Genomic DNA, 24,647 nt, shown 5'->3' with positions numbered 1-24,647 from the left:
CGCCTTCGTTCAGATATGACGGACTTCGACAATCTCATACTCGATGACACCGCCAGGCGTCTTCACGGCAACCACGTCACCCTCTTCCTTGGCAATCAAGGCACGGGCGATAGGGGAACCGACTGAAATCTTGCCGAGCTTGATGTCCGCCTCGTCCTCACCAACGATCTGGTAAGTGACGCTTTCATCAGTCTCGACGTTGGCGATTTCCACGGTGGTGCCGAAAATCACTTTGCCCGTGTGCGGGATCGTGGTGACATCGATAATCACCGCGTTCTGCATACGGCCTTCGATGTCACGGATACGCGCCTCGACCATGCCCTGCTCTTCACGGGCAGCGTGGTATTCGGCGTTTTCCTTCAGGTCGCCCAGTTCACGGGCCTCACCGATGGCCTGGCTCAAGCGAGGACGCTCGACCTTGGTCAGGTGAGCGTGCTCTTCTTCCAGGGCGCGAGCGCCCTGAACGGTCATGGGGTACTTGGTTATGCTCATGCCTTCAATCCTGCATGTAGATCCTGCAAGCGACGTACGGTCTTCTCAGGGCCGAACTTGAGCGCTTCGCAGATCGCTTCGCCGGCAGCAATGGTCGTGGTGCAGTAGATCTTATGCTGCAGCGCATTGCGACGGATGGAATAGGAATCAGCGATCGACTGGCGACCTTCGGTGGTGTTGATGATCAGCGTGACTTCGTCATTTTTGATCATGTCGACCACGTGCGGACGGCCCTCGGTCACCTTGTTCACGCGGCGCACTTTCAGGCCTGCTGCTTCGATCAGCTTGGCAGTACCGGCAGTGGCGACCACTTCGAAGCCCAAGTTGATCAGATCACGGGCCACGCCTGCAACCAGTGGCTTGTCGTCATCACGCACACTGATGAACGCCGTGCCACCCGTCGGCAACACTTCGCTGGCGCCCATCTGGGCCTTGGCGAAAGCCTCACCGAAAGTATCGCCCACGCCCATGACTTCACCGGTGGATTTCATTTCCGGGCCGAGGATCGGGTCAACACCCGGGAACTTGGCGAACGGGAACACCGCTTCTTTCACACTGTAGAAGTTCGGGATGATTTCCTTGGTAAAGCCCAGCTCTTGCAGGGTTTTGCCAGCCATGACCCGTGCAGCGATCATTGCCAGGGAAACACCGATGCACTTGGAAACGAACGGCACGGTCCGGGAAGCGCGCGGGTTGACTTCGATGACATAGATGTCTTCGCCCTGCAGGGCCAGTTGCACGTTCATCAGGCCGATGACGCCCAGCTCCAAGGCCATTTTCTTGACCTGTTCGCGCATCTCGTCCTGGATGTGCGCCGGCAGCGAGTAAGGTGGCAACGAGCAAGCGGAGTCACCGGAGTGAACACCGGCCTGTTCGATGTGCTGCATGATCGCGCCGATCACCACATCCTTGCCGTCGCTGACCGCATCCACGTCCATCTCGATGGCGCAGTTGAGGAAGTGGTCAAGCAATACCGGGCTGTCGTTGGACACCTGGACCGCTTCGCGCAGGTAACGCTTGAGTTCGTCTTCCTGGTAGACGATTTCCATCGCGCGACCGCCCAATACATAGGACGGACGAACAACCAACGGGTAGCCGATCTTCGCGGCGGCGCGAATGGCTTCGTCTTCGCTGCGCACGGTGGCGTTTGGCGGCTGGCGCAGGTTCAGGCGCTCGACCATCTGCTGGAAGCGCTCGCGGTCTTCCGCGCGGTCGATGGCATCCGGGCTGGTACCGATGATCGGCACGCCAGCGGCCTCAAGGGCACGAGCCAGTTTCAGCGGGGTCTGGCCGCCGTACTGGACGATCACGCCTTTTGGCTTCTCGACGCGGACGATTTCCAGCACGTCTTCCAGGGTGACAGGCTCGAAGTACAGACGATCGGACGTGTCGTAATCAGTGGATACGGTTTCCGGGTTGCAGTTGACCATGATGGTCTCGTAACCGTCGTCGCGCAGGGCCAGTGCCGCGTGTACACAGCAGTAGTCGAATTCGATGCCCTGGCCGATCCGGTTGGGGCCGCCACCCAGGATCATGATCTTGTCACGGCTCGACGGCGCGGCTTCGCACTCTTCTTCGTACGTGGAGTACAGGTAGGCGGTATCGGTGGCGAACTCAGCGGCGCAGGTGTCGACGCGCTTGTAGACCGGGAAAACCTCCAGCTTGTGACGATGGGCGCGCAGGCTCTTGTCGGTCACGCCCAGCAACTTGGCGAGGCGCTGGTCGGAGAAGCCTTTGCGTTTGAGGCGCAGCATCGTGTCGCGGTCAATGCTGGACATGCCCAGGGTCTTGACCTTCTCTTCTTCCTTGATCAGATCTTCGATCTGCACCAGGAACCAAGGATCGATCATGTTCATGCCGAAAATCTGTTCGACGGTCATGCCGGCGCGGAAGGCATCGGCCACGTACCAGATACGCTCGGCGCCCGGCACGGTCAGCTCGCGCTTGAGCTCGCTCATGCTTTCCGGGTTGCTCAGGTCCAGCTTCGGATCGAGGCCGCAAACACCCACTTCCAGGCCGCGAAGGGCTTTCTGCAGGGAATCCTGGAAGGTCCGGCCGATGGCCATGACTTCACCGACCGACTTCATCTGGGTGGTCAGGCGAGCGTCGGCCTTGGCGAACTTCTCGAAGGCGAAGCGTGGCAGCTTGGTCACGACGTAGTCGATGGACGGCTCGAAGGACGCCGGTGTCTTGCCGCCGGTGATGTCGTTCGACAGCTCGTCCAGGGTGTAGCCCACGGCTAGCTTGGCGGCGACCTTGGCGATCGGGAAACCGGTGGCCTTGGAGGCCAGTGCCGAGGAACGGGACACCCGCGGGTTCATCTCGATGACCACCATGCGACCGGTGTTCGGGCAGATGCCGAACTGGACGTTGGAGCCGCCGGTTTCCACGCCGATCTCGCGCAATACCGCCAGGGAGGCGTTACGCAGGATCTGGTATTCCTTGTCCGTCAGGGTCTGGGCCGGCGCAACGGTGATCGAGTCACCGGTGTGCACACCCATCGGGTCGAAGTTCTCGATGGAGCAGACGATGATGCAGTTGTCCTTTTTGTCACGGACAACTTCCATTTCATATTCTTTCCAACCGATCAGGGATTCGTCGATCAGCAATTCCTTGGTCGGCGACAAATCGAGACCACGGGCGCAGATTTCTTCGAATTCTTCGCGGTTGTAGGCGATGCCACCACCGGTGCCGCCCATGGTGAAGGACGGACGGATGATGCACGGGAAACCAAGGCGCTCCAGGACCGCGTTGGCTTCTTCCATGCTGTGGGCGATACCCGAGCGCGGACAGTCCAGGCCGATGGATTTCATCGCCTTGTCGAAACGCGAACGGTCCTCGGCCTTGTCGATGGTGTCGGCGTTGGCGCCGATCATTTCCACACCGAATTTCTCCAGGACGCCTTCGCGCTCCAGCTCAAGGGCGCAGTTCAGCGCGGTCTGGCCGCCCATGGTAGGCAGCAGAGCGTCCGGGCGCTCCTTCTCGATGATCTTGGCAACGGTTTGCCACTTGATCGGTTCGATGTAGGTGGCGTCGGCCATGGCCGGGTCGGTCATGATGGTGGCCGGGTTGGAGTTCACCAGGATGACGCGATAGCCCTCTTCGCGCAGGGCTTTGCAGGCCTGGGCGCCGGAGTAGTCGAATTCGCAGGCCTGGCCGATCACGATCGGGCCAGCGCCGAGAATCAGGATGCTTTTTATGTCTGTACGTTTTGGCATGGGTTTGTCACTCAAATCCGCAGGTCAGTCGGCTAGGCCGTCGAACAATCTTTGAAGCGCCCGAGGGGGCCGCCGTTTTCGGGGCCGCCCTCGGGCTTCACGCGGTCAGCGTCGCTTGGCCATCTCGTTGATGAAGCGATCGAACAGCGGCGCCACGTCGTTCGGGCCCGGGCTCGCTTCTGGGTGGCCCTGGAAGCTGAACGCGCTCTTGTCGGTACGCTCGATACCTTGCAGCGTGCCATCGAACAGCGACTTGTGAATCGCGCGCACGTTGGCCGGCAGGGTCGCTTCGTCGACGGCAAAACCGTGGTTCTGGCTGGTGATCATGACGACGCCGGTGTCCAGGTCCTGGACCGGGTGGTTTGCACCATGATGGCCATGACCCATTTTGACGGTCTTGGCACCCGAGGCCAGGGCAAGCAATTGGTGACCGAGGCAGATACCGAATACCGGAATCTCGGTTTCCAGCACATCCTTGATCGCCTGGATGGCGTAGTCGCAAGGCTCCGGGTCACCCGGACCGTTGGACAGGAACACGCCATCAGGCTTGAGCGCCAGGACGTCAGCCGCCGGGGTTTGTGCTGGCACTACCGTCACGCGGCAGCCACGTGCGACCAGCATGCGCAGGATATTCAACTTGACGCCGTAGTCGTACGCGACCACGTGGTACGGCAGCTCGGAGGCTTCGATCGTCGCGTGGCTGTCGGTTTTCAGATCCCAGACCGAGGAGCGCCACTCATATTGCTTCTGGGTGCTGACGACCTTCGCCAGGTCCATGCCCTTGAGGCCTGGAAACCCCTGGGCGGCGGCGATGGCCGCCTCTTCGGAAATGTTGTCGCCGGCCATGATGCAGCCGTTCTGCGCGCCTTTTTCCCGAAGGATGCGGGTCAGGCGGCGGGTATCGATACCGGCAATCGCCACGACATTGTTGGCTTTCAGGTAGTCGGAGAGGGACATCGTGTTACGCCAGTTGCTCGCTACCAGCGGCAAGTCGCGGATGACCAGGCCAGCGGACCAGACACGATCGGACTCAGCGTCTTCCGGCGTGGTGCCAGTGTTGCCGATGTGCGGATAGGTCAAGGTAACGATTTGTTGGGCGTAGGAAGGATCGGTAAGAATTTCCTGATAGCCGGTCATTGCGGTGTTGAACACCACCTCACCAACGGTCTGACCGTCGGCTCCAATGGCTTCGCCGCGAAAAATGCTGCCATCAGCAAGGGCGAGTATGGCTGGCTTAGTCAAGAAGACCTCCCGTAAATAAAGCCTGAAAGGGCGATCGCAGGTTGTAAAAAAGCGGAGTGACGTATGGACACGTCACCCCGCTTGTTCACTGAATTATTCTGCGCGCTTTTAGTGGACACACTAAAGCTGTAGCTTACAGAAAAAGGCTTTTTTGGTCCACCGCTAATGAGCCTGAAAGGCAGGGGAATGCGACAGGTCGTCGCGAAGCGGCGTAAAACGGGGCTCAGTATAACCTGAACCCCGTCTTCAGAGACATCAACGCAGGTCGAGAACATCCTGCATGTCGTACAAACCAGGCTCACGACCATCCAACCAAAGCGCGGCACGCACAGCGCCCTTGGCGAAGGTCATCCGGCTCGATGCCTTGTGGGTAATTTCCAAACGCTCGCCCTCAGTCGCGAACAGCACGGTGTGATCACCCACCACATCGCCGCCACGCACGGTCGCGAAACCGATGGTGTCTCTGTCCCGAGCACCGGTATGCCCCTGGCGCCCGTACACGGCCACTTCCTGCAAATCGCGACCCAGCGCATCGGCAATCACTTCACCCATGCGCAACGCGGTGCCCGAAGGCGCATCGATCTTGTGCCGGTGATGTGCCTCGATGATTTCGATATCCGCATCGTCGCCCAACACTCGAGCAGTCAAGTCCAGCAACTTCAGCGACAGGTTCACGCCGACGCTGAAGTTCGCCGCAAATACAATCGGGATGTCCTTGCCTGCGTCGGCCAGCAATTGCTTTTGCGCGGCATCCAGGCCGGTCGTGCCGATCACCATGGCCTTGCCAGCCTTGCGGCAGATGGCAAGGTTCTTGAGCATCACTTCCGGAAGGGTGAAATCGATCAGGACGTCAAACTCGTCGAGCACCTTTTCCAGCCCACCGGACATTGGCACGCCGATACGCCCAAGCGAGGCCAACTCGCCAGCATCGGCGCCTACCAGCGTACTGTCGGGCCTCACGATGGCAGCGGTCAGGCCCGAAAGCGGCGAGCGTTGCTGCACCGCTTCGACCAGCGCCTTGCCCATGCGCCCCGCGGCGCCCATCACAGCAATACGTCGCATGCCCACTCCTTACAGGTCGCCGAAGAAGCGCTTCACGCCTTCGAACCAGCCAGTGGTTTTAGGGGAGTGGCTATTGTCATCCGCCAACGAGCTGCGGAACTCTTCCAACAGTTCTCGCTGACGCCGGCTCAGGTTGACCGGTGTCTCTACCGCAACGCGGCACATCAGGTCACCCGCACCACCGCCACGCACCGGCGCCACGCCCTTGCCGCGAATCCGGAATTGCTTGCCTGTTTGCGTCCCCTCAGGGATCTTCAGCTTGACGCGACCATCGAGGGTCGGGATTTCCAGCTCGCCACCCAGCGCCGCATCGACGAAGCTGATAGGCACTTCGCAGAACAAGTGCTTGCCGTCACGCTGGAAGATCGCGTGTTCGCGCACGTTGATGACCACATACAAGTCGCCAGTCGGACCACCCTGGGCACCTGCCTCGCCTTCGCCGGACAGGCGGATACGGTCGCCCGTGTCGACACCGGCCGGCACTTTCACCGACAGCGTCTTGTACTCTTCGACACGCCCTTCGCCATGGCAGGCATCGCACGGATCGGAAATGATCTTGCCTTGGCCATGGCAGCGCGGACAGGTCTGCTGGACCGAGAAGAAGCCTTGCTGCATGCGAACCTGGCCGATACCGCCACAGGTAGGGCAAGTGACTGGCGAGGAACCCTTCTTGGCACCCGAGCCGTCGCATGGTTTGCAATTGACCAGCGTCGGAACACGGATATTGACCGTGGTCCCCCGCACCGCCTCCTCGAGGCTCAGCTCCAGCGTGTAGCGCAGGTCACTGCCTCGCTGAGCGCCACCACGGGCACCGCCACGGCCGCCACCGAAGAAATCACTGAACACATCGCCGAAAATATCGGAGAAGTTCTGTCCGCCGAAACCGGCACCGCCGCCACCCATGCTAGGGTCGACGCCGGCATGGCCGTACTGGTCGTAAGCCGCGCGCTTGCTGGAATCGGACAGGACTTCATAGGCCTCGTTGGCCTCCTTGAACATCTCTTCCGAAGCCTTGTCGCCGGGATTACGGTCCGGGTGGTGTTTCATCGCCAGGCGACGATAGGCCTTCTTCAGCTCTGCTTCGCTGGCCCCCCGCTCAACACCCAATACTTCGTAAAAATCACGTTTTGCCATTAGTCTTTGCACTCTTATAGGACGTTCGGCAAACCTCTCCTGAACCTCGCCAAACTCGTTGGGCCTCCATACAGGCCCGAACCCAACTCACGTCGATTCAACGATCCTGGTCTCGGTGCATATCGCCCGGAAAGCAGGAGCATTCCCGAACCCACCGTCAGCACCCGAGCTTTGTCGCATGCTGCAAAAATTCGCTGCCTCCAGACACGCCAACGCGGGAGCAAGCTCCCGCGCGGCGACATCCTACCAGCCACCGCACAAAAGCAGTCAACCGGCCGACCAACAAGCGATTACTTGTTGTCTTTCACTTCTTCGAACTCAGCGTCGACGACATCGTCGGTTTTCTCGGCCGACTCGCCTTGCGGCGCTGCGCCTTCAGCGGGCTGGGCCTGCTCGGCATACATCTTCTGAGCCACTGGCGCGGAGACTTTCGACAACTCTTCGATCTTCGCTTCGATGGCCGCCTTGTCGTCGCCTTTGACGGCAGCTTCAAGAGCAACTACAGCCGCTTCGATCGCCGTTTTTTCTTCGGCGGTCACTTTGTCACCGGCGTCGGCGATCATCTTGCGAGTCGAGTGCACCAAGGCATCGCCCTGGTTACGCGCGCTTGCCAGCTCTTCGAACTTGCGGTCTTCCTCGGCGTTGACTTCAGCATCGCGAACCATCTGCTGAATTTCTTCTTCGGACAGGCCGGAGTTGGCCTTGATCACGATCGACTGGGTCTTGCCGGTGGCCTTGTCTTTCGCGCCGACGTGCAGGATGCCGTTGGCGTCGATGTCGAAGGTCACTTCGATCTGTGGCACGCCACGTGGAGCCGGTGGAATCTCGGCCAGGTCGAACTTGCCCAACGACTTGTTCTGGGCGGCTTGCTTGCGCTCGCCTTGCAGCACGTGGATGGTCACGGCGCTCTGGTTGTCATCGGCAGTCGAGAACACCTGGGATTTCTTGGTAGGAATCGTGGTGTTTTTCTCGATCAGCGCAGTCATCACGCCGCCCATGGTTTCGATACCCAGGGTCAGCGGGCTGACGTCGAGCAGCAGAACGTCTTTCACGTCACCAGCCAGAACGGCGCCCTGGATGGCGGCACCCATGGCAACGGCTTCGTCAGGGTTCACATCCTTACGAGCTTCTTTACCGAAGAAATCGGTTACCAGCTTCTGCACCAGCGGCATACGGGTCTGGCCGCCGACCAGGATCACGTCGTTGATCGAACCCACGTCGATACCGGCGTCTTTCATCGCAATGCGGCAAGGCTCGATGGTGCGCTGAACCAGGTCTTCAACCAGCGCTTCGAGCTTGGCGCGGGAAATCTTCACGTTCAGGTGCTTCGGACCGGTGGCGTCTGCGGTGATGTACGGCAGGTTCACGTCGGTCGACTGGCTCGAGGACAGTTCGATCTTGGCTTTTTCAGCGGCTTCTTTGAGGCGCTGCATGGCCAGCGGGTCACCCTTGAGGTTCATGCCGCTTTCTTTCTTGAACTCATCGACGAGGTAGTCGATCAGGCGGATGTCGAAGTCTTCACCACCGAGGAACGTGTCGCCGTTGGTCGCCAGCACTTCGAACTGGTGCTCGCCGTCGACTTCAGCGATCTCGATCACGGAAACGTCGAAGGTACCGCCACCCAGGTCGTAAACGATCACGGTGTGATCGCCCTTGGCCTTGTCCATGCCGTAGGCCAGAGCGGCCGCGGTGGGTTCGTTGATGATGCGTTTTACGTCCAGGCCCGCGATGCGGCCGGCGTCTTTGGTCGCCTGACGCTGGCTGTCGTTGAAGTAAGCAGGGACAGTGATAACAGCCTCAGTCACTGCTTCGCCGAGGTAATCTTCGGCGGTTTTCTTCATCTTCTTCAGGATTTCAGCCGAGATCTGTGGCGGCGCCATTTTCTGGCCGTTCACTTCAACCCAGGCGTCGCCGTTGCCAGCCTTGGCGATCTTGTAAGGCACCATCTTGATGTCTTTCTGAACGACTTCTTCGTCGAACTTGCGACCGATCAGACGCTTCACCGCGTACAGGGTGTTATGCGGATTGGTCACAGCCTGGCGCTTGGCGGACTGACCCACCAGGATTTCGCCATCGTTGGCGTACGCGATGATCGACGGCGTGGTGCGCGCGCCTTCAGCGTTTTCAATAACCTTGGCCTTGCCGTTTTCCAGCACGGAGACGCACGAGTTGGTGGTCCCCAGGTCGATACCGATAATTTTGCCCATCTTGACTCTCCCGGAACTTGGATTTTGTTGCCGCAGCATTGGTGGTTAACTGCGGTAGCACTTAAACGCTTGACTTCTTAATGGGGCCGTTTCGCCCGATTTCAAGCCTGCTCATCAATAGAAGGCGAAACCGGCGCTGGCGCCTTGCTGACCACAACCATGGCCGGGCGCAGCAGGCGACCGTTGAGCAGATAGCCCTTCTGGAACACTTTCAGCACGCTGTTTGGCTCGACGTCTGCACTTTCCTGCATCGCCATGGCCTGATGGTGCTCGGCGTTGAAGGGTTCACCGTGAGGATCGATCGCTTCAAGCTGGTAACGCTTGAGCGTGTCCTGGAACATCTTCAGGGTCAGCTCGATGCCTTCACGCATTGGACGGATGTTCTCGTCGTCCGGGTTGGACAGCTCCAGACCCCGCTCCAGGCTGTCGATGATCGGCAGCAGGTCGCCAGCAAAACGTTCCAAGGCGAATTTATGAGCCTTTTCCACATCCTGCTCGGCACGACGGCGGACGTTCTGCAGATCGGCTGCTACACGCAACGCCTGATCCTGCGCACCGGCCAGTTGCTCTTCGAGCACTTGTACACGTGCCGCCAGGTCTTCACCCGAATCTTGGGGAGCCTGATTGGCGTCTAGATTTTGGGTGTCCTGCGTCTGTTCGTCAGCCATAGATTTCTCCTTTCAATTTCGTCCGCGAGCTCGACTCGCGCTTCTGCCCCGGTATATGGGGCCGGGTTTTCCAGCTTCAAGGGCCATCTGACGAATTAACCCTACAAAAGGCAGCAGCATAATCATTCCTCGCAGCACTAAGGAATCTGCTGGTCCAAGCAAATCGAGCTAAGCACAGGCATTGTCAGCGCGAAACAAAACACTGTATAAATAACCAGACCTAATGCCTGGGAGCGGCCTTATGCTGGTGCACCTGTCCGTACACAACTACGCCATCGTCGAACATCTCGACCTCGAACTCGATCGAGGCATGAGCGTGATTACCGGTGAAACCGGTGCCGGCAAATCGATCATGCTCGACGCCCTGGGACTGACACTTGGCGACCGCGCTGATAGCGGCGTGGTACGTCCCGGTGCGGAAAAGGCCGACATCCTGGCGACATTCGACCTCGTCGACATCTCCGAAGCCAGCGCCTGGCTGGCCGAGCGCGACCTGGACACCGATGGGCTGTGCATCCTGCGCCGGGTCATCACCGCCGAGGGCCGCTCCCGAGGCTATATCAACGGCACCCCTTGCCCCCTCGGCGACCTCAAGGCACTCGGCGAACTGCTGATCGATATTCACAGCCAGCATGAACACCAATCGCTGCTCAAGACCGACACACATCGTCGCTTGCTCGACGAGTACGCGGGTGCCACCGACCTGGCCCGCCAGGTTCAATTGGCCGCCCAACGCTGGCGACAGACCCGGCAGGAACTGGATCGACTTTCCAACTCAGGCGATGAACAACGGGCCCGCCACCAACTGTTGAGCTACCAGCTTGAAGAGCTGGAAAACCTGGCCCTGGGCGAAAACGAGCTGGAGGAACTTGAGCAGGAGCACAAGAACCTGACCAATGCCGAGGCACTCCTCGGTGTCTGTCGGCAAGTGGTCGAGCAATGCAGCGAAAGTGATTCCGGCAATGTGCTCAGTGCGCTGACCGCAAGCATCAACCGACTTTCCAGCGTCAGCAATGCCGTGGGAGCCCTGGGCGAAGCGAGCAACCTGCTGACCAGCGCCCAGATCCAGGTCGAAGAAGCCGTCGGGGAGTTGAACCGTTTCCTTGATCATTTCGATGCCGACCCGGCACGCCTCCAGTTTCTGGAAGAGCGCCTGGACACTATCTATACGCTGGCCCGCAAGCATCGCGTCCAGCCAACCGATGTCGTCGAACTGCAGCAACGGCTGCTGGAGGAACTGGAAAGCCTGAACGCCAATGATGAATCCATCGAGCGGCTCGGGGATGAACTGGCCTCCTTTGCGCGCCATTATCAGGAAAAGGCCAAGGAGCTCAGCGAATTGCGCCGACAAGCCGCGACGGGCTTGGCGAGCGCGGTAGAACAGGAGATCCAGCGCCTGGGCATGCCAGGGGGCCGATTCACCATCGAACTGCACCCTAACGGCGGTGATGATCTTCAGCCTAACGGGCTGGAGCAAGTGGAACTGCTGGTCAGCGCCAACCCCGGGCAACCCCTTAAGGCATTGGCAAAAGTGGCTTCCGGCGGCGAGCTGTCGCGTATCAGTCTGGCCATCCAGGTGATCACAGCGCAGACATCGCGGGTGCCAACGCTGGTGTTCGACGAGGTGGATGTCGGCATTGGCGGCCCTACGGCGGAAATTGTCGGCCAGTTGCTGCGCAGATTGGGCGAGCGTGGACAGGTCCTGACGGTCACTCACCTGCCCCAGGTTGCCGCCCAGGGACACCAACATCTATTTGTCCACAAGGTGCGAGACGAAGACGCCACTCGTACAGCAGTGTCCAAACTCAACAAAAATGAACGCGTGGAAGAAGTCGCTCGGATGCTCGGAGGAATAGACCTGACCAAGGAATCCTTGGCCCACGCTAAAAAAATGGTGGTTGCGGCAAAAACCTGACAAAGGCCGTTGAAAGAAAGAAGGCGACCCGAGGGTCGCCTTCTTTTGTTCTGAGGGCCTGAGCCCACGTCACAAGCTTATTTGCGCTTGCGCACATGCAGGACGAGATGGTGATCGATCAGCTCGAAGCCATACTCCTCAGCAATAGCCTTTTGCAGTTGCTCGATTTCAGGACTGATGAATTCGATGACTTCACGGGTCTCAACATCCACCATATGGTCATGGTGCTCCCCGTCAGCCAATTCAAAGACAGCATGACCGCCATCGAAGTTATGACGAGCGACCAGCCCGGCAGCTTCGAATTGAGTCAGGACACGGTAGACCGTGGCCAGACCGACATCCTCGCCAGCTTCCATGAGCGCCTTATAGACGTCTTCGGCACTCATGTGGCGCTGCTCGGCAGAGTCGAGCATTTGCAGAATCTTGACCCTTGGCAGGGTCACTTTGAGGCCGGCTTTGCGTAGTTCGCTATTTTCAACCATGGTCAGCTTTCTCGCGATGCTGCTTCGCAGCTTCTCTTAATGCGGGTATGATCGGTGTTTACGTTGTCCCAGCCAAGATAGTGGAAGTCGCCCACCGATGCAAAACACCAAGCTCTTGCTAACCAGTTTCACCTTCGTGGGACTGCTCGCACTCGCCGGTTGTTCATTCCCCGGGGTTTACAAAATCGACATCCAGCAGGGCAATGTCGTCACACAGGACATGATAGACCAGTTACGCCCGGGAATGACCCGCCGGCAAGTACGGTTTATCATGGGCAACCCTCTGTTGACCGACACGTTTCATGCCGATCGCTGGGATTACCTGTACAGCTTGCAGCCAGGCGGCGGCGAGCGGCAGCAGGAACGCATCAGCGTTATTTTCAATGCCAATGATCAACTCGTCAGCTTGTCGGGAGATTTCATGCCCGGCGTGAGCCGCGACGAGGCCATCATGGGCAAGGATAGCGGCACCACGGTCACCGACCCGACCCAGAACACCGAACAGCCGAAACCGGAAAAACCGGCCAAGCCAGGTTCGCTGCTGGATCAGATCCAGAAGGACGTGGACAACGTCGAGACCGTACCTGTCCCGACGCCAGAACCTCTGGACACCTCGCCGCAATAAATCGCGACAATAAAAAACCCGGCATGCCGGGTTTTTTATTGCCTGCAATACAAGCCAGTTTTTTACTCAGTTCGACGAGCCTGGGCTGCCTTGGCCGCCCGCAGGCGACGAATTTCCTTGGGATCAGCCAACAATGGCCGGTAAATCTCAAGCCGGTCGGCTGGCTGCACCAGCTGCCGGTCCGGATCAGCAACCACCCGACCAAAAATCCCGATCGGACTCGTCGTCAGATCTAGCTCCGGAAAATCCGCAGCGATACCCGACGCCATCAGGGCAGCACGAACGGACGTCCCTTCCTTGACGGCGAATCGTCGCAATACCTGACGATCGACACCGGCATACACCACTTCTATCTCAATCAACGCTTGAGCTCGGCATTCTGCTTGGCACGCTGGCAAAAAGCGTCGACCAGGGTGTTGGCCGCCTGATTGAACAACGGGCCTAACGTCGCCCGCACCAGCGGCCCGGCGTAATCGAACGACAGGTCCAGGCTGATCTTGCAGGCTTTCTCACCCAGCGCCTTGAACACCCAGACGCCATGGAGCTGATTGAAAGGCCCTTCCTCAAGGTTCATCTCGATGGACTGGCCCGGCACCAAGGTGTTACGAGTGACGAAGTGCTGGCTCAACCCGCCCTTGGCGACATTGAGGCTCGCGCGCATATGGGTTTCGGAGCTTTCGAGCACCTCGGCGGACGAGCACCAGGGCAGGAATTGCGGGTAACTCGCCACGTCGTTGACCAAGTCGTACAGCGCCTGGGCCGGATAGGGCAGGAGGGCCGAGCGTTGAATATGTGTCGTCATGTAAGCGTCACTTCCACAGCTGGGTGGCAAACACTACAAGAATGCCAATGGGCGCCACATAGCGCATCAAGAACAGACTCAAGGCGAACAATACAGGACTGCGTAGCGACAGCTCATCGCGCACGGCTTCACGCCCCATGATCCACCCTGCAAACACCACGAAACACAAACCGCCCAAGGGCAACATGATCCGCGACGTGAAGAAATCAATCACACCGAAGAAATCCAGCCCTCCGGTTGCTCCCCACTGATAGAGGTGGAACAGGTCGCCTTCGTTCACGAAAAACTTTGCCTGCTTCCATATATTGAAGGAAAAAACCGTACCCAGCCCCACGAACCAGCAAGTGAAAGCCAGCCAGAAAGTCACCCAGGCACGACTGAGGCGAGTCCGCTCAACCAGATAAGCCACCATCGGCTCGAGCAAGGAAATGGCCGAACTCCAGGCGGCGATTGCCACCAGGACAAAAAACACCACGCCCATCACTTGGCCGAACGCCATGCTGCCGAAGGCAAATGGCAGGCTGACGAACATCAGCCCCGGCCCCTCGCTAGGGTTCAGGCCAGCAGCGAACACAATGGGAAACAATGCCACCCCAGCCAACAACGACACGAAGGTGTCCAGCAGCGCAACGCCGACAACTGTCTTGGTGAGAGAGGCGCTCTTGGGCATGTAGGCGCCGTAGATCATGATCGAACCGACCCCCACGCTCAGAGAGAAAAAAGCGTGCCCCATGGCCGGCAACAGTCCATCCATGACTTTTTCTGGCTGGAAATCGAACATGAAATGCACGCCCTCCATGAAGTGCCCCGTGGTCATGCTGTAGCCCAGCAGCACCAGGATCATCACGAACAGCAGCGGCATCATGATTCGCAGGCTGCGCTCAAGGCCCGCGACGACACCACGGGCAATCACGACGGCGGAAAGCACCATGAACAGCGTGTGCCAGAGCGTCAGCCTCCAGGGATCGGCGATCACGCTCCCAAAGTAGGCGCCAACCTGATCGGGCGTTGCGTTCTGGAAGTCGCCGCGCCCCATGTCGATGATGTAGTCCAGCGACCAGCCACCGACCACGCTATAGAACGACAGGATCAGCAGCGCCGTGATCATCCCGGCGAATGCGCCCCAGGACCACTTCGACGAATGCCCCGCCTCCACCGCCAGCACTTTCAGGGCATTGGCCGGACTTTGCCGGGCGCGACGACCGATAAGCGTCTCAGCCAACATCACCGGCGCACCGATCAGCGCGATGCACGCCAGGAACATCAGCACGAAGGCGCCGCCGCCATAGACACCGACCATGTACGGAAACTTCCAGATACTACCCAGCCCGACGGCCGAACCGGTCGCGGCGAATATGAAGACCCAGCGGCTAGCCCAACTGCCGTGGACAGAAACCTTGTCTGTCGACATCGTGATCACGCCCAAGCGTTCAAAAAAGAGGCCGCATTGTCCGGGATTCATGCAACCTGCTCAAGCACACAGGTTCACCGTAGCCGACACGCACGCAACTGCCTATAATGCCGCCCCTATGGCTAAACAGAAGAAACACCCCACAGGGACCATCGCGCAAAACAAAAAGGCGCGACACGATTACTTCATCGAACAACGTTTCGAGGCTGGCATGGTCCTGGCCGGTTGGGAAGTAAAGAGCTTGCGTGCCGGCAAGGCGCAACTGGTCGACAGTTATGTCTTGCTCAAGGACGGCGAAGCATGGCTGCTGGGCAGTCATATCACGCCGCTGACCACCGCCAGCACCCACGTCATCGCCGACCCTGTGCGCTCGCGCAAGCTGCTGCTCAACAAGCGCGAGCTGGAGAAGCTCTTCGCTTCCGTGCAGCAGAAGGGTTATGCCTGCGTCTGTACATCGCTGTACTGGAGCAAGCACTTGATCAAGTGCGAGATCGCGCTGGGCAAGGGCAAGAAGGAATACGACAAGCGTGATACCGAACGCGAGCGCGATGCCGGTCGCGAATTGCAACGTGCGGTGCGCAACAAGGGCAAGGAAGACTAGCGGGAATCACCCTGTGGGAGCGAGCTTGCTCGCGATGACGTCGCCCCATCCAAAATTGATGTGCCAGACAGGTCGCCATCGCGAGCAAGCTCGCTCCCACAGGGTCCGCAAGTACGATCAGATGCCCTTGCGCCGCTCCGCTCGCGCCACCCGCTGCACTTCCTGACGCACCTCTTCCAAGACTTCCTGCACGTACAAGATGTGTCGGCTGGACACTTCCCGCGCCAACTCGGCGTGCCCGTCCATGATGGCTTGATAAAGCTCCCGATGCTGGCTGATCAGCATGTCGCGCGTCTCGCTGCGCTGCTTGTACATGCCGCCGATATTGGTCACCACATTGCGCTTGAGCAGGTCGAACAATCCTCGGATCGTATGCAGTAAGACAGCGTTATGGCTGGCCTCGGCGATCGCCAGGTGAAAACGCGCATCTGCCGCGCCCTCCTCTGCCCGGCTCACGTCCTCGTGGCGCGAATAACAATCCTGCAACGCTTCAAAGGCTGTCGTCAGCCGCTCCCGATCGACCTCCGTGGCCCGAAGTGCTGCGTAATAAGCGCAGGACGCTTCCAGGGTATGCCGGAACTCAAGGAGGTCGCGCTGCGCTTCGGGGTTGCTTTCCAAGAGGTGCAGCAGCGGATCACTGAACGTCGAGCCCAGCGACTCCACAACATAGTTGCCGCCGCCCTGGCGACTGATCAGCAAGCCCTTGGCCGTCAGTTTCTGGATCGCTTCACGCAACGAAGGACGTGACACGCCGAACTGCTCGGCCAGGGTCCGCTCGGCCGGCAACCGCTCGCCGGATTTCAACGTGCCCTCAAGGATCATGCCTTCAAGCCGCTCGACAATATCGTCAGACAAACGGCGCTGACGAATCTGATCAAACCCCATAACTCGACTCTCCACGGACCCGACAGCTCGCCGGGCTCTCTATTCTGGCCCATCCGAGCCCCTTCCACACCTATCAAAAACCACGGATGCCGACGGGGCGGATGCCATCGGCTGGGTGTTATGCGACGAAAGTTTCCGGGCGACAAATTGACACATGACAACCAAGGCTTTTACCCTAGCCGACAGCGCTTGTAAATTGGTATTACCAATTATCCAAAGCCGCTGACCAGTGCCTGACCAAAAACAATTAGGGGCTCACCCAATATGCAAACCTGGCAACAGCTTTACAGTCCGCTCGGCAGCCTAGGCCTGTCCGCACTCGCGGCCGTCATTCCAATCGTATTTTTCTTCCTTGCCCTGGCGGTGTTTCGCCTCAAGGGGCACGTGGCCGGCAGCATCACCCTGGCGCTGGCGATCGCGGTCGCGATTTTTGCATTCCAGATGCCGGCGGACATGGCGTTCGCGGCGGCGGGTTATGGTTTTGCGTATGGGTTGTGGCCTATCGCCTGGATCATCGTTGCCGCGGTATTTCTCTACAAGCTGACCGTCAAGAGCGGCCAGTTCGAAGTGATCCGCAGCTCGGTGCTGTCGATCACCGACGACCAGCGCCTTCAGGTGCTGCTGATCGGCTTCTGCTTTGGCGCCTTCCTGGAAGGTGCCGCCGGCTTCGGCGCGCCCGTCGCGATTACCGCCGCATTGCTGGTGGGCCTGGGCTTCAATCCCCTCTATGCCGCGGGCCTGTGCCTGATCGCCAATACCGCCCCGGTGGCATTCGGCGCGCTGGGCATCCCGATAATCGTGGCAGGCCAAGTCACCGGCATCGATGCGTTCAAGATCGGCGCCATGACCGGCCGACAGCTGCCATTGCTGTCGCTGTTCGTGCCGTTCTGGCTGGTATTCATGATGGATGGCCTGCGCGGCGTGCGAGAAACCTGGCCGGCGGCACTGGTGGCGGGCTTGAGTTTCGCCATCACTCAGTACCTCACCTCGAACTTCATCGGCCCGGAACTGCCAGACATCACCTCGGCCCTGGCCAGCCTGGTCTCGCTGACGTTGTTCCTGAAAATCTGGCAGCCCAAGCGCACCGCAGGCGCCCAGATCGCCGGCGCAACGTCCAGCGCAGCCATCACCGCCAGCGCCGGTGGTTTCGGCCAGCCTCGCAGCACCGTGGCGTCCCCCTACAGCCTGGGAGAAATCATCAAGGCGTGGTCGCCTTTTCTGATCCTCACCGTGCTGGTGACGATCTGGACGCTGAAGCCATTCAAGGCAATGTTCGCCCCTGGCGGCTCGATGTACGGTTGGGTGTTCAACTTCGCGATCCCGCACCTGGACCAGTTGGTGATCAAGTCCGCGCCAATCGTGGTCAACCCGACCGCCATCCCGGCGGTGTTCAAGCTCGATCCGATTTCGGCGACCGGCACAGCGATTTTCTTCTCCGCGTTGATCTCGATGCTGGTGTTGAAAATCGATTTCAGAACTGGTCTTACCACTTTTAAAGAGACGCTTTTTGAGTTGCGCTGGCCGATCCTGTCCATCGGCATGGTGCTGGCCTTCGCCTTCGTCACCAATTTCTCGGGGATGTCGTCGACCATGGCCCTGGTATTGGCTGGCACTGGCGCAGCGTTCCCGTTCTTCTCGCCGTTCCTCGGTTGGCTGGGCGTGTTCCTGACCGGCTCCGATACCTCGTCCAACGCGCTGTTCGGTTCGCTGCAAGCGACCACCGCGCACCAGATCGGCGTCAATGACACCTTGCTGGTGGCGGCCAATACCAGCGGCGGCGTGACCGGCAAGATGATTTCGCCACAATCGATCGCCGTGGCGTGCGCAGCGACCGGGCTGGTTGGCAAAGAATCCGATCTGTTCCGTTTCACCCTGAAACACAGCCTATTCTTTGCAACGATCGTTGGCCTGATCACGCTGGCTCAGGCCTACTGGTTCACCGGCATGCTGGTTCACTGAGTACTACACGAAGCACTGAAAAAACCGACGCCGAACCGTAATCGTCGTCCGCTATTCACAACCGGGTCTGCAAGGCTGCTGAAAGATTTCCCCTCTATATTCAGCAGCCTCAGCAGACGGATAACCGGGACCACCCGGAGACACGCCTGATGAGCGAGCTTTTTTATAACGCCGTGCCGAACGCGACCCGTGTCGCCCCGCCATTGCCCGAGCCCCGGCAATACCCCAGCGAGAAACCTGCTCGGGTCTACCTCTTCGGGACATGCGTGGTCGACCTGTTCTACCCCGAAGCCGGGATGGATGCGATTCATCTCCTCGAGCGCGAAGGAATCCGGGTGGACTACCCACAGGGCCAGACCTGTTGTGGGCAACCGGCCTACACGTCGGGTTACACCGAACAGGCGCGGACAGTGGCGCGGGCGCAATTGGCGTTATTCGCCGAGGATTACCCGGTGGTCGTGCCTTCGGGCTCATGTGCCGGCATGCTGCGCGAGCATTATGCCGACCTGTTCAAGGGCGAGCCGCAAATGCTCAAGCAGGTCCAGGCGCTGGCCGCCAGGACCTATGAATTGGCGGAGTTCCTGCTGTTCGTTTGCAAGGTGCAATTGAACGACAGTGGCACGCCAGTGAAGGTCGCGCTGCATACGTCTTGCTCGGCACGACGGGAAATGAACACCCACCTGCATGGCCGTGCGTTGTTGGCCCAGCTGCGCAATGTGGAGCGAGTCGACCACAGCCATGAGAGTGAATGCTGTGGTTTTGGTGGGACGTTCAGCGTTCGCATGCCGGATATTTCCGGCGCGATGGTGGCCGACAAGACCCGAGCGCTGAAGGAATCCGGCGCGCACCAGGTCGTCAGCGCCGACTGCGGGTGCTTGATGAACATCAACGGCGCCTTGGAAAAACAGCAGGAAGCGTTGCGCGGCCAACACTTGGCAAGTTTCCTCTGGCAGCGAACCGGAGGTGCCGCATGAGCACGCCGACGCTGATTCCGACCGTTGAGGTGCAGGAAGATTTTCGCGCCCGCGCCCACAAGGCGCTGGACGACACGCAACTGCGAAACAACTTTCGCAGCGCGATGGATTCACTGATGACAAAACGGGCAACGTCTTTCAGCGATGCCCACGAAAGAGAACATTTGCGAGTGCTCGGCAACGCTGTCCGGGCCCGCGCGTTATCCAAGCTGCCCGACCTGCTCGAGCAACTTGAAAGCAACCTGACCCGCAACGGTGTGAAAGTGCACTGGGCGGAAACGGTGGACGAAGCCAACGGCATCGTTCTTTCGATCATCCGCGCTCACGAGGCGCGGCAAGTGATCAAGGGCAAATCGATGGTCAGCGAAGAGATGGAGATGAACCATTTCCTCGAGGCTCGGGACATTGAGTGTCTCGAATCCGATATGGGGGAATACATCGTCCAGCTCGATCACGAGAAGCCTTCCCACATCATTATGCCGGCGATCCACAAGAATGCCGGTCAGGTCGCGTCCTTGTTCCACGACAAACTTGGCGTGGAGTACACCAAGGACGTTGACCAACTCATTCAGATCGGTCGCAAGGTCTTGCGGCAGAAATTTTTCGAAGCCGACATCGGCGTTTCGGGCGTCAATTTTGCCGTCGCCGAAACCGGCACGTTGCTGCTGGTGGAAAACGAAGGCAACGGGCGGATGTCCACTACGGTGCCGCCGGTGCACATTGCCGTGACCGGCATCGAAAAAGTCGTGGAAAACCTGCGGGACGTCGTTCCGCTGCTTTCGCTGCTGACACGCTCGGCCCTGGGTCAGCCGATCACCACCTACGTCAACATGATCTCCGGGCCACGCAAGGCCGATGAGTTGGACGGGCCTCAGGAAGTCCACCTGGTCCTGCTGGATAACGGTCGCAGCCAGGCATTTGCCGACAGCGAACTGCGCCAGACCCTGAATTGCATCCGCTGCGGCGCCTGTATGAATCATTGCCCGGTCTACACCCGAATTGGCGGGCATGCCTACGGTGAGGTCTACCCGGGGCCTATCGGAAAAATCATCACGCCGCACATGGTCGGATTGGCGAAGGTGCCGGATCACCCAAGCGCCTCCTCGTTGTGCGGCGCCTGTGGCGAAGTGTGTCCGGTGAAGATTCCGATCCCGGCCCTGTTGCGGCGGCTGCGAGAGGAAAACGTCAAGGCACCGGATAGCCCTAACCCGGTGATGCGCGGCCAGGGCAGCAAATACTCGGCCAAGGAACGGTTCATCTGGAATGCCTGGGCCCGGCTCAACAGCTCGCCACGGCTGTACCGGTTGTTCGCGTTCTTCGCCACGCGCCTGCGCGCCCTGACACCGCAGAACGTCGGGCCTTGGACCCAGAACCACAGCGCCCCGAAACCCGCCGCCCGCTCGCTGCATGACCTGGCCCGCGACCACCTGAACCCGCAGGGAGACCGCCGATGAGCGCCAAGGAAAATATCCTCGCCAAATTGCGTAAAAGCCTCACAGGCACAACTCCGGTTGCCGACAACTATGACGTCGAATTGGTGACGCAGACCTACCGCTACGCACCCGAAGAACGCATCCCGCAATTGCGCAAGCTGATGGAGGCGGTACACACCGAGATCCACCTGACCTCTGGTGACAACTGGCCGACGCTGCTGGCGCAACTGCTGCGGGACCGCCAACTGCCGAGCCTGCTGATCGCCCCGACGACGCCTCACGGGCAAAAAATCGCACAGTTCTGGGCGAACAATCCGGACCTGCCTGCTCTTAAGTCCTACGATCGGCCTGTGGAAGAATGGAAAGCCGAACTGTTCAACGAAACCCCCGCCAGCCTGACCGGCACCCTGGGTGCCATCGCCGCGACCGGCAGCCTGATTTTGTGGCCGACGCGGGAAGAACCGCGACTGATGAGCCTCGTCCCACCGGTGCATTTCGCCTTGCTCAAGGCCAGCGAGATCCGCGACAACTTCTATGAAGTGCAACAGGAATTCGAGTGGGCCCAGGGCATGCCCACCAACGCCCTGCTGGTATCGGGTCCGTCGAAAACCGCCGACATCGAGCAAGTCCTGGCTTATGGCGCCCATGGCCCGAAGGATCTGGTGGTGCTGATCCTGGAGGACCAATGATACTTCCGGCCCCTTTCCTGCGCGATGTCCTACAGCTGATCCCGCAGCAGCGACGTTTCGACGACCCGCTGTCGACCTTGGCGTTCGGCACCGACGCCAGTTTCTATCGGCTGGTTCCGAAACTGGTGGTACGCGTCGAGTCCGAAGACGAAGTGATTGCTCTGCTGAAACTGGCCCAGCGTGATCGCGTTCCCGTCACGTTCCGCGCGGCCGGCACCAGCCTGTCCGGCCAGGCCATCAGCGACTCGGTGCTGATTGTGTTGGGGGATAACTGGAACGGTCGCGAGATTCGCCAGCAGGGCACGCAGATTCGTTTGCAACCCGGCGTGATCGGCGCTCAGGCCAACGCCTGGCTCGCCCCGTTCGGGCGCAAGATCGGCCCTGACCCAGCGTCGATCAATGCCTGCAAGATCGGTGGTATCGTCGCCAACAACGCCAGCGGCATGTGCTGCGGCACCGCACAGAATACCTATCACACCCTGGCCGGCATCCGCCTGGTCCTGGCCGACGGCACGCGCCTGGACACCGAAGACGCCGCCAGCGTGGCGGCGTTCCGAACGAGCCACGGTGAACTGTTGGAACGACTGGCGACCCTCGGCCGCGAGACCCGCGCCAACACGGAACTGGCCGCCCGAATTCGCCACAAATACCGTCTGAAAAATACCACCGGCCTGTCGCTCAACGCCTTGGTGGATTTCGACGAGCCTGTGGATATCTTGAGCCACCTGCTGGTGGGCTCCGAAGGCACCCTCGGCTTCATCAGCGCGGTGACCTACCACACCGTCATCGATCACCCGAACAAAGCGTCAGCGCTGATCGTATTCCCGGACGTGGAAACCTGCTGCAACGCCGTCACCGTGTTGAAAAGCCAGCCGGTTTCCGCCGTCGAGCTGCTGGACCGCCGCAGCCTGCGTTCGGTACAGGACAAACCCGGCATGCCGGATTTCGTACAGCATTTGTCGAACAATGCCTGCGCCCTGCTGATCGAATCCCGCGCGGCTTCGTCATCATTGCTGCAAGAACAGCTGGCACGGATCATGGCCTCATTGGCCGGCTTCCCGGTGGAAAAGCAGGTCGACTTCACCGAAGACCCACGGGAAAACGCTCGCCTCTGGGCGATCCGCAAGGACACCTTCCCCGCCGTGGGCGCGGTTCGCAAGACCGGGACCACTGTGATCATCGAAGACGTGACCTTCCCGGTCGAACAACTGGCTATCGGCGTGAATCGCCTGATCGCGCTGTTCGACAAACATCACTACGACGAAGCGATCCTTTTCGGCCACGCGCTGGAGGGCAATCTGCACTTCGTCTTCACCCAGGGCTTCAACAATACCGAAGAAGTCGCACGGTACCAGGCGTTCATGGATGACGTGGCGCACCTGGTGGCGGTGGAGTTTGGCGGCTCACTGAAAGCCGAGCACGGCACCGGCCGCAACATGGCGCCGTTCGTCGAGCTGGAATGGGGCAGCGATGCCTATCAATTGATGTGGCAACTCAAACGCCTGCTCGACCCCAACGGCATTCTCAACCCGGATGTGGTGCTCAGCGAGGACCCACAGATTCATCTCAAGCACCTCAAACCCTTGCCAGCCGCCGATGAGATTGTGGACAAGTGCATCGAATGCGGCTTCTGCGAGCCGGTGTGTCCGTCCAAAGACCTGACCCTGAGCCCGCGCCAGCGCATCGTGATCTGGCGGGACATCCAGGCGAAAAAACGCGATGGCATGGACACTTCGCAGCTCGAAGCGGCCTATCAATACCAGGGCATCGACACCTGCGCCGCCACCGGGCTGTGCGCCCAACGCTGCCCTGTAGGCATCAATACCGGCGAACTGGTTAAAAAGCTCCGCGGACGTGACGCGACGCGTACGAAAACCGCCGACTGGCTTGCGAGTAATTTCACAACCGCATTGCAAGGGGCGCGCTTTACCCTGCATGTTGCCAATGGTGCGCGGATGCTCTTGGGGGCGCCGAGGCTGGCGCGTTTGTCCGCAGGACTGACACGCTTGTCCAAAGGCCAGGTCCCACAGTGGACCCACGCCATGCCGCAGCCGGAAAGGGCCATTCGATTCAGTCCCGCCGTGTCGGATGAACGACCCAGAGTGGTTTATCTGGCGGCCTGCGTGTCGCGAGTCATGGGACCTGCGGCAGGGGACAAGGAACAAATGTCGCTGCATGACAAGACTCGTGGCCTGTTGGAAAAGGCCGGCTATCAAGTTGTCATCCCGGACAATGTGGACAGCCTTTGCTGCGGCCAGCCCTTTGCGTCCAAAGGTTACGCCGACCAAGCCGAGCAGAAACGCCAGGAACTGATCGGCGCGTTGCTGCAAGCCAGCCGGGGCGGACTCGACCCGATCTACTGCGACACCAGCCCCTGCACCCTGCGCCTGGTCCAGGACTTGAGTGACGTACGCCTGGATCTCTACGACCCGGTGCGCTTCATTCGCACGCACTTGATGGATCGCCTCGACTTCATGCCACAGGAGGCGCCTATCGCAGTGCATGTCACGTGTAGCACCCAACACCTCGGTGAAAGCCAGGCGTTGATTGACCTGGCGCGCAGGTGCAGCAAAAACGTGGTCATACCTGAAGGCATCCATTGCTGCGGTTTTGCCGGTGACAAAGGTTTCACCACGCCGGAACTGAACGCCCACTCATTACGCACCTTGAAGGACGCGGTACAGCATTGCAGCGAGGGAATTTCCACCAGCCGGACCTGTGAGATCGGTCTTACGCAGCATGGCGCAATCGACTACCACGGCCTGGTCTACCTGGTTGATCGAGTGACCCGTGCCAGGGTGACGTGAAGAAAAATAGAACCCTTGAGCGAGACGGTAGTCCACAGAAC

Annotated in this window: 20 protein-coding genes; 8 read left to right on the top strand and 12 right to left on the bottom strand. The window is 59.8% G+C overall.

What is annotated here, in order from left to right; genetic code table 11:
• Positions 1–9 precede the first annotated feature (9 nt).
• From greA to grpE, 7 genes are all read right to left on the bottom strand, one after another.
• The gene (gene greA / locus J3P76_RS03955; RefSeq protein ID WP_420765659.1) at positions 10–486 is read right to left on the bottom strand and encodes a transcription elongation factor GreA; all 477 of its coding nucleotides are present in this window, start codon (positions 484–486) and stop codon (positions 10–12) included.
• 2 nt (positions 487–488) lie between these two features.
• Positions 489–3,710, bottom strand: a complete 3,222-nt coding sequence (carB, locus tag J3P76_RS03950) for a carbamoyl-phosphate synthase large subunit (protein ID WP_434701576.1) — start codon at positions 3,708–3,710, stop codon at positions 489–491.
• Between the two features lie 105 nt (positions 3,711–3,815).
• Positions 3,816–4,952, bottom strand: a complete 1,137-nt coding sequence (gene carA / locus J3P76_RS03945; protein WP_420765584.1) for a glutamine-hydrolyzing carbamoyl-phosphate synthase small subunit — start codon at positions 4,950–4,952, stop codon at positions 3,816–3,818.
• A gap of 255 nt (positions 4,953–5,207) precedes the next feature.
• A complete protein-coding gene (dapB, locus tag J3P76_RS03940; protein WP_420765585.1) occupies positions 5,208–6,014 on the bottom strand; it encodes a 4-hydroxy-tetrahydrodipicolinate reductase in 807 nt (268 codons plus the stop codon).
• Between the two features lie 9 nt (positions 6,015–6,023).
• Positions 6,024–7,148 (bottom strand): molecular chaperone DnaJ, encoded by a 1,125-nt coding sequence (gene dnaJ / locus J3P76_RS03935; RefSeq protein WP_420765586.1) that lies wholly within the window; start codon positions 7,146–7,148, stop codon positions 6,024–6,026.
• A gap of 290 nt (positions 7,149–7,438) precedes the next feature.
• Positions 7,439–9,355: a molecular chaperone DnaK gene (gene dnaK / locus J3P76_RS03930; protein ID WP_434701574.1), complete on the bottom strand. Its 1,917-nt coding sequence runs from the start codon at positions 9,353–9,355 to the stop codon at positions 7,439–7,441.
• Positions 9,356–9,456: 101 nt separating this feature from the next.
• Positions 9,457–10,023, bottom strand: a complete 567-nt coding sequence (grpE, locus tag J3P76_RS03925; protein WP_039592327.1) for a nucleotide exchange factor GrpE — start codon at positions 10,021–10,023, stop codon at positions 9,457–9,459.
• A gap of 241 nt (positions 10,024–10,264) precedes the next feature.
• Here grpE and recN point away from each other — a divergent pair, with 241 nt between their 5' ends.
• Positions 10,265–11,938, top strand: a complete 1,674-nt coding sequence (gene recN / locus J3P76_RS03920) for a DNA repair protein RecN (protein ID WP_434701573.1) — start codon at positions 10,265–10,267, stop codon at positions 11,936–11,938.
• 77 nt (positions 11,939–12,015) lie between these two features.
• Here recN and fur read toward each other — a convergent pair whose 3' ends face one another.
• Entirely contained in the window at positions 12,016–12,420 is a 405-nt protein-coding gene (gene fur, locus J3P76_RS03915) for a ferric iron uptake transcriptional regulator (RefSeq protein ID WP_420765589.1), read from the bottom strand.
• Positions 12,421–12,517: 97 nt separating this feature from the next.
• Between fur and bamE the strand changes: the two genes are divergently transcribed.
• Positions 12,518–13,045: an outer membrane protein assembly factor BamE gene (gene bamE, locus J3P76_RS03910; RefSeq protein WP_039592330.1), complete on the top strand. Its 528-nt coding sequence runs from the start codon at positions 12,518–12,520 to the stop codon at positions 13,043–13,045.
• Between the two features lie 62 nt (positions 13,046–13,107).
• On the opposite strand, the gene J3P76_RS03905 is transcribed toward bamE, so the two are convergent.
• From J3P76_RS03905 to J3P76_RS03895, 3 genes are read right to left on the bottom strand one after another with little or no spacing between them, the layout of a single operon-like run.
• On the bottom strand, positions 13,108–13,407 hold the full coding sequence (locus J3P76_RS03905) for an RnfH family protein (RefSeq protein ID WP_434675848.1): 300 nt from the start codon (positions 13,405–13,407) through the stop codon (positions 13,108–13,110).
• The gene (locus tag J3P76_RS03900) at positions 13,404–13,847 is read right to left on the bottom strand and encodes a type II toxin-antitoxin system RatA family toxin (RefSeq protein ID WP_420765592.1); all 444 of its coding nucleotides are present in this window, start codon (positions 13,845–13,847) and stop codon (positions 13,404–13,406) included. Before J3P76_RS03900 ends, J3P76_RS03905 begins: the two co-directional genes overlap by 4 nt.
• Positions 13,848–13,854: 7 nt before the next feature.
• Positions 13,855–15,258 (bottom strand): sodium-dependent transporter, encoded by a 1,404-nt coding sequence (locus J3P76_RS03895; protein ID WP_434627872.1) that lies wholly within the window; start codon positions 15,256–15,258, stop codon positions 13,855–13,857.
• 118 nt (positions 15,259–15,376) lie between these two features.
• On the opposite strand from J3P76_RS03895, the gene smpB reads away from it, so the two are divergent.
• Positions 15,377–15,859 carry an SsrA-binding protein SmpB gene (smpB, locus tag J3P76_RS03890; protein ID WP_030139770.1) on the top strand — a complete coding sequence of 161 codons (483 nt, stop codon included), beginning with the start codon at positions 15,377–15,379 and terminating at the stop codon, positions 15,857–15,859.
• Positions 15,860–15,976: 117 nt separating this feature from the next.
• On the opposite strand, the gene J3P76_RS03885 is transcribed toward smpB, so the two are convergent.
• Positions 15,977–16,744, bottom strand: a complete 768-nt coding sequence (locus J3P76_RS03885) for an FCD domain-containing protein (protein WP_420765594.1) — start codon at positions 16,742–16,744, stop codon at positions 15,977–15,979.
• A gap of 264 nt (positions 16,745–17,008) precedes the next feature.
• Here J3P76_RS03885 and J3P76_RS03880 point away from each other — a divergent pair, with 264 nt between their 5' ends.
• From J3P76_RS03880 to J3P76_RS03860, 5 genes are all read left to right on the top strand, one after another.
• Entirely contained in the window at positions 17,009–18,703 is a 1,695-nt protein-coding gene (locus J3P76_RS03880) for a lactate permease LctP family transporter (protein ID WP_434607855.1), read from the top strand.
• 149 nt (positions 18,704–18,852) lie between these two features.
• Complete coding sequence (locus J3P76_RS03875; protein WP_434701572.1) at positions 18,853–19,677, top strand: (Fe-S)-binding protein; 825 nt, start codon at positions 18,853–18,855, stop codon at positions 19,675–19,677.
• Positions 19,674–21,131 (top strand): LutB/LldF family L-lactate oxidation iron-sulfur protein, encoded by a 1,458-nt coding sequence (locus J3P76_RS03870; protein WP_434701570.1) that lies wholly within the window; start codon positions 19,674–19,676, stop codon positions 21,129–21,131. Before J3P76_RS03875 ends, J3P76_RS03870 begins: the two co-directional genes overlap by 4 nt.
• Complete coding sequence (locus J3P76_RS03865) at positions 21,128–21,799, top strand: LutC/YkgG family protein (protein ID WP_434701569.1); 672 nt, start codon at positions 21,128–21,130, stop codon at positions 21,797–21,799. Before J3P76_RS03870 ends, J3P76_RS03865 begins: the two co-directional genes overlap by 4 nt.
• Positions 21,796–24,606, top strand: coding sequence for an FAD-binding and (Fe-S)-binding domain-containing protein (locus J3P76_RS03860; RefSeq protein ID WP_434701568.1), 2,811 nt, complete (start codon positions 21,796–21,798; stop codon positions 24,604–24,606). The genes J3P76_RS03865 and J3P76_RS03860 overlap by 4 nt, the downstream gene beginning before the upstream one ends.
• Positions 24,607–24,647 lie beyond the last annotated feature (41 nt).

Source organism: Pseudomonas sp. D1-36, from assembly GCF_051132205.1.
Classification (GTDB): Bacteria; Pseudomonadota; Gammaproteobacteria; order Pseudomonadales; family Pseudomonadaceae; genus Aquipseudomonas.
The sequence above is the reverse complement of the archived record's forward strand: the minus strand, read 5'-3'. Positions and strand labels throughout refer to the sequence as shown.

Excerpts from the sequence above, each read along its gene's own strand:
- carB (WP_434701576.1), bottom strand. The coding sequence starts at position 3,710 with ATGCCAAAACGTACAGACATAAAAAGCATCCTGATTCTCGGCGCTGGC.
- dapB (WP_420765585.1), bottom strand. The coding sequence starts at position 6,014 with ATGCGACGTATTGCTGTGATGGGCGCCGCGGGGCGCATGGGCAAGGCG.
- dnaJ (WP_420765586.1), bottom strand. The coding sequence starts at position 7,148 with ATGGCAAAACGTGATTTTTACGAAGTATTGGGTGTTGAGCGGGGGGCC.
- dnaK (WP_434701574.1), bottom strand. The coding sequence starts at position 9,355 with ATGGGCAAAATTATCGGTATCGACCTGGGGACCACCAACTCGTGCGTC.
- grpE (WP_039592327.1), bottom strand. The coding sequence starts at position 10,023 with ATGGCTGACGAACAGACGCAGGACACCCAAAATCTAGACGCCAATCAG.
- recN (WP_434701573.1), top strand. The coding sequence starts at position 10,265 with ATGCTGGTGCACCTGTCCGTACACAACTACGCCATCGTCGAACATCTC.
- fur (WP_420765589.1), bottom strand. The coding sequence starts at position 12,420 with ATGGTTGAAAATAGCGAACTACGCAAAGCCGGCCTCAAAGTGACCCTG.
- bamE (WP_039592330.1), top strand. The coding sequence starts at position 12,518 with ATGCAAAACACCAAGCTCTTGCTAACCAGTTTCACCTTCGTGGGACTG.
- J3P76_RS03900 (WP_420765592.1), bottom strand. The coding sequence starts at position 13,847 with ATGACGACACATATTCAACGCTCGGCCCTCCTGCCCTATCCGGCCCAG.
- J3P76_RS03895 (WP_434627872.1), bottom strand. The coding sequence starts at position 15,258 with ATGTCGACAGACAAGGTTTCTGTCCACGGCAGTTGGGCTAGCCGCTGG.
- smpB (WP_030139770.1), top strand. The coding sequence starts at position 15,377 with ATGGCTAAACAGAAGAAACACCCCACAGGGACCATCGCGCAAAACAAA.
- J3P76_RS03885 (WP_420765594.1), bottom strand. The coding sequence starts at position 16,744 with ATGGGGTTTGATCAGATTCGTCAGCGCCGTTTGTCTGACGATATTGTC.
- J3P76_RS03880 (WP_434607855.1), top strand. The coding sequence starts at position 17,009 with ATGCAAACCTGGCAACAGCTTTACAGTCCGCTCGGCAGCCTAGGCCTG.
- J3P76_RS03875 (WP_434701572.1), top strand. The coding sequence starts at position 18,853 with ATGAGCGAGCTTTTTTATAACGCCGTGCCGAACGCGACCCGTGTCGCC.
- J3P76_RS03870 (WP_434701570.1), top strand. The coding sequence starts at position 19,674 with ATGAGCACGCCGACGCTGATTCCGACCGTTGAGGTGCAGGAAGATTTT.
- J3P76_RS03865 (WP_434701569.1), top strand. The coding sequence starts at position 21,128 with ATGAGCGCCAAGGAAAATATCCTCGCCAAATTGCGTAAAAGCCTCACA.
- J3P76_RS03860 (WP_434701568.1), top strand. The coding sequence starts at position 21,796 with ATGATACTTCCGGCCCCTTTCCTGCGCGATGTCCTACAGCTGATCCCG.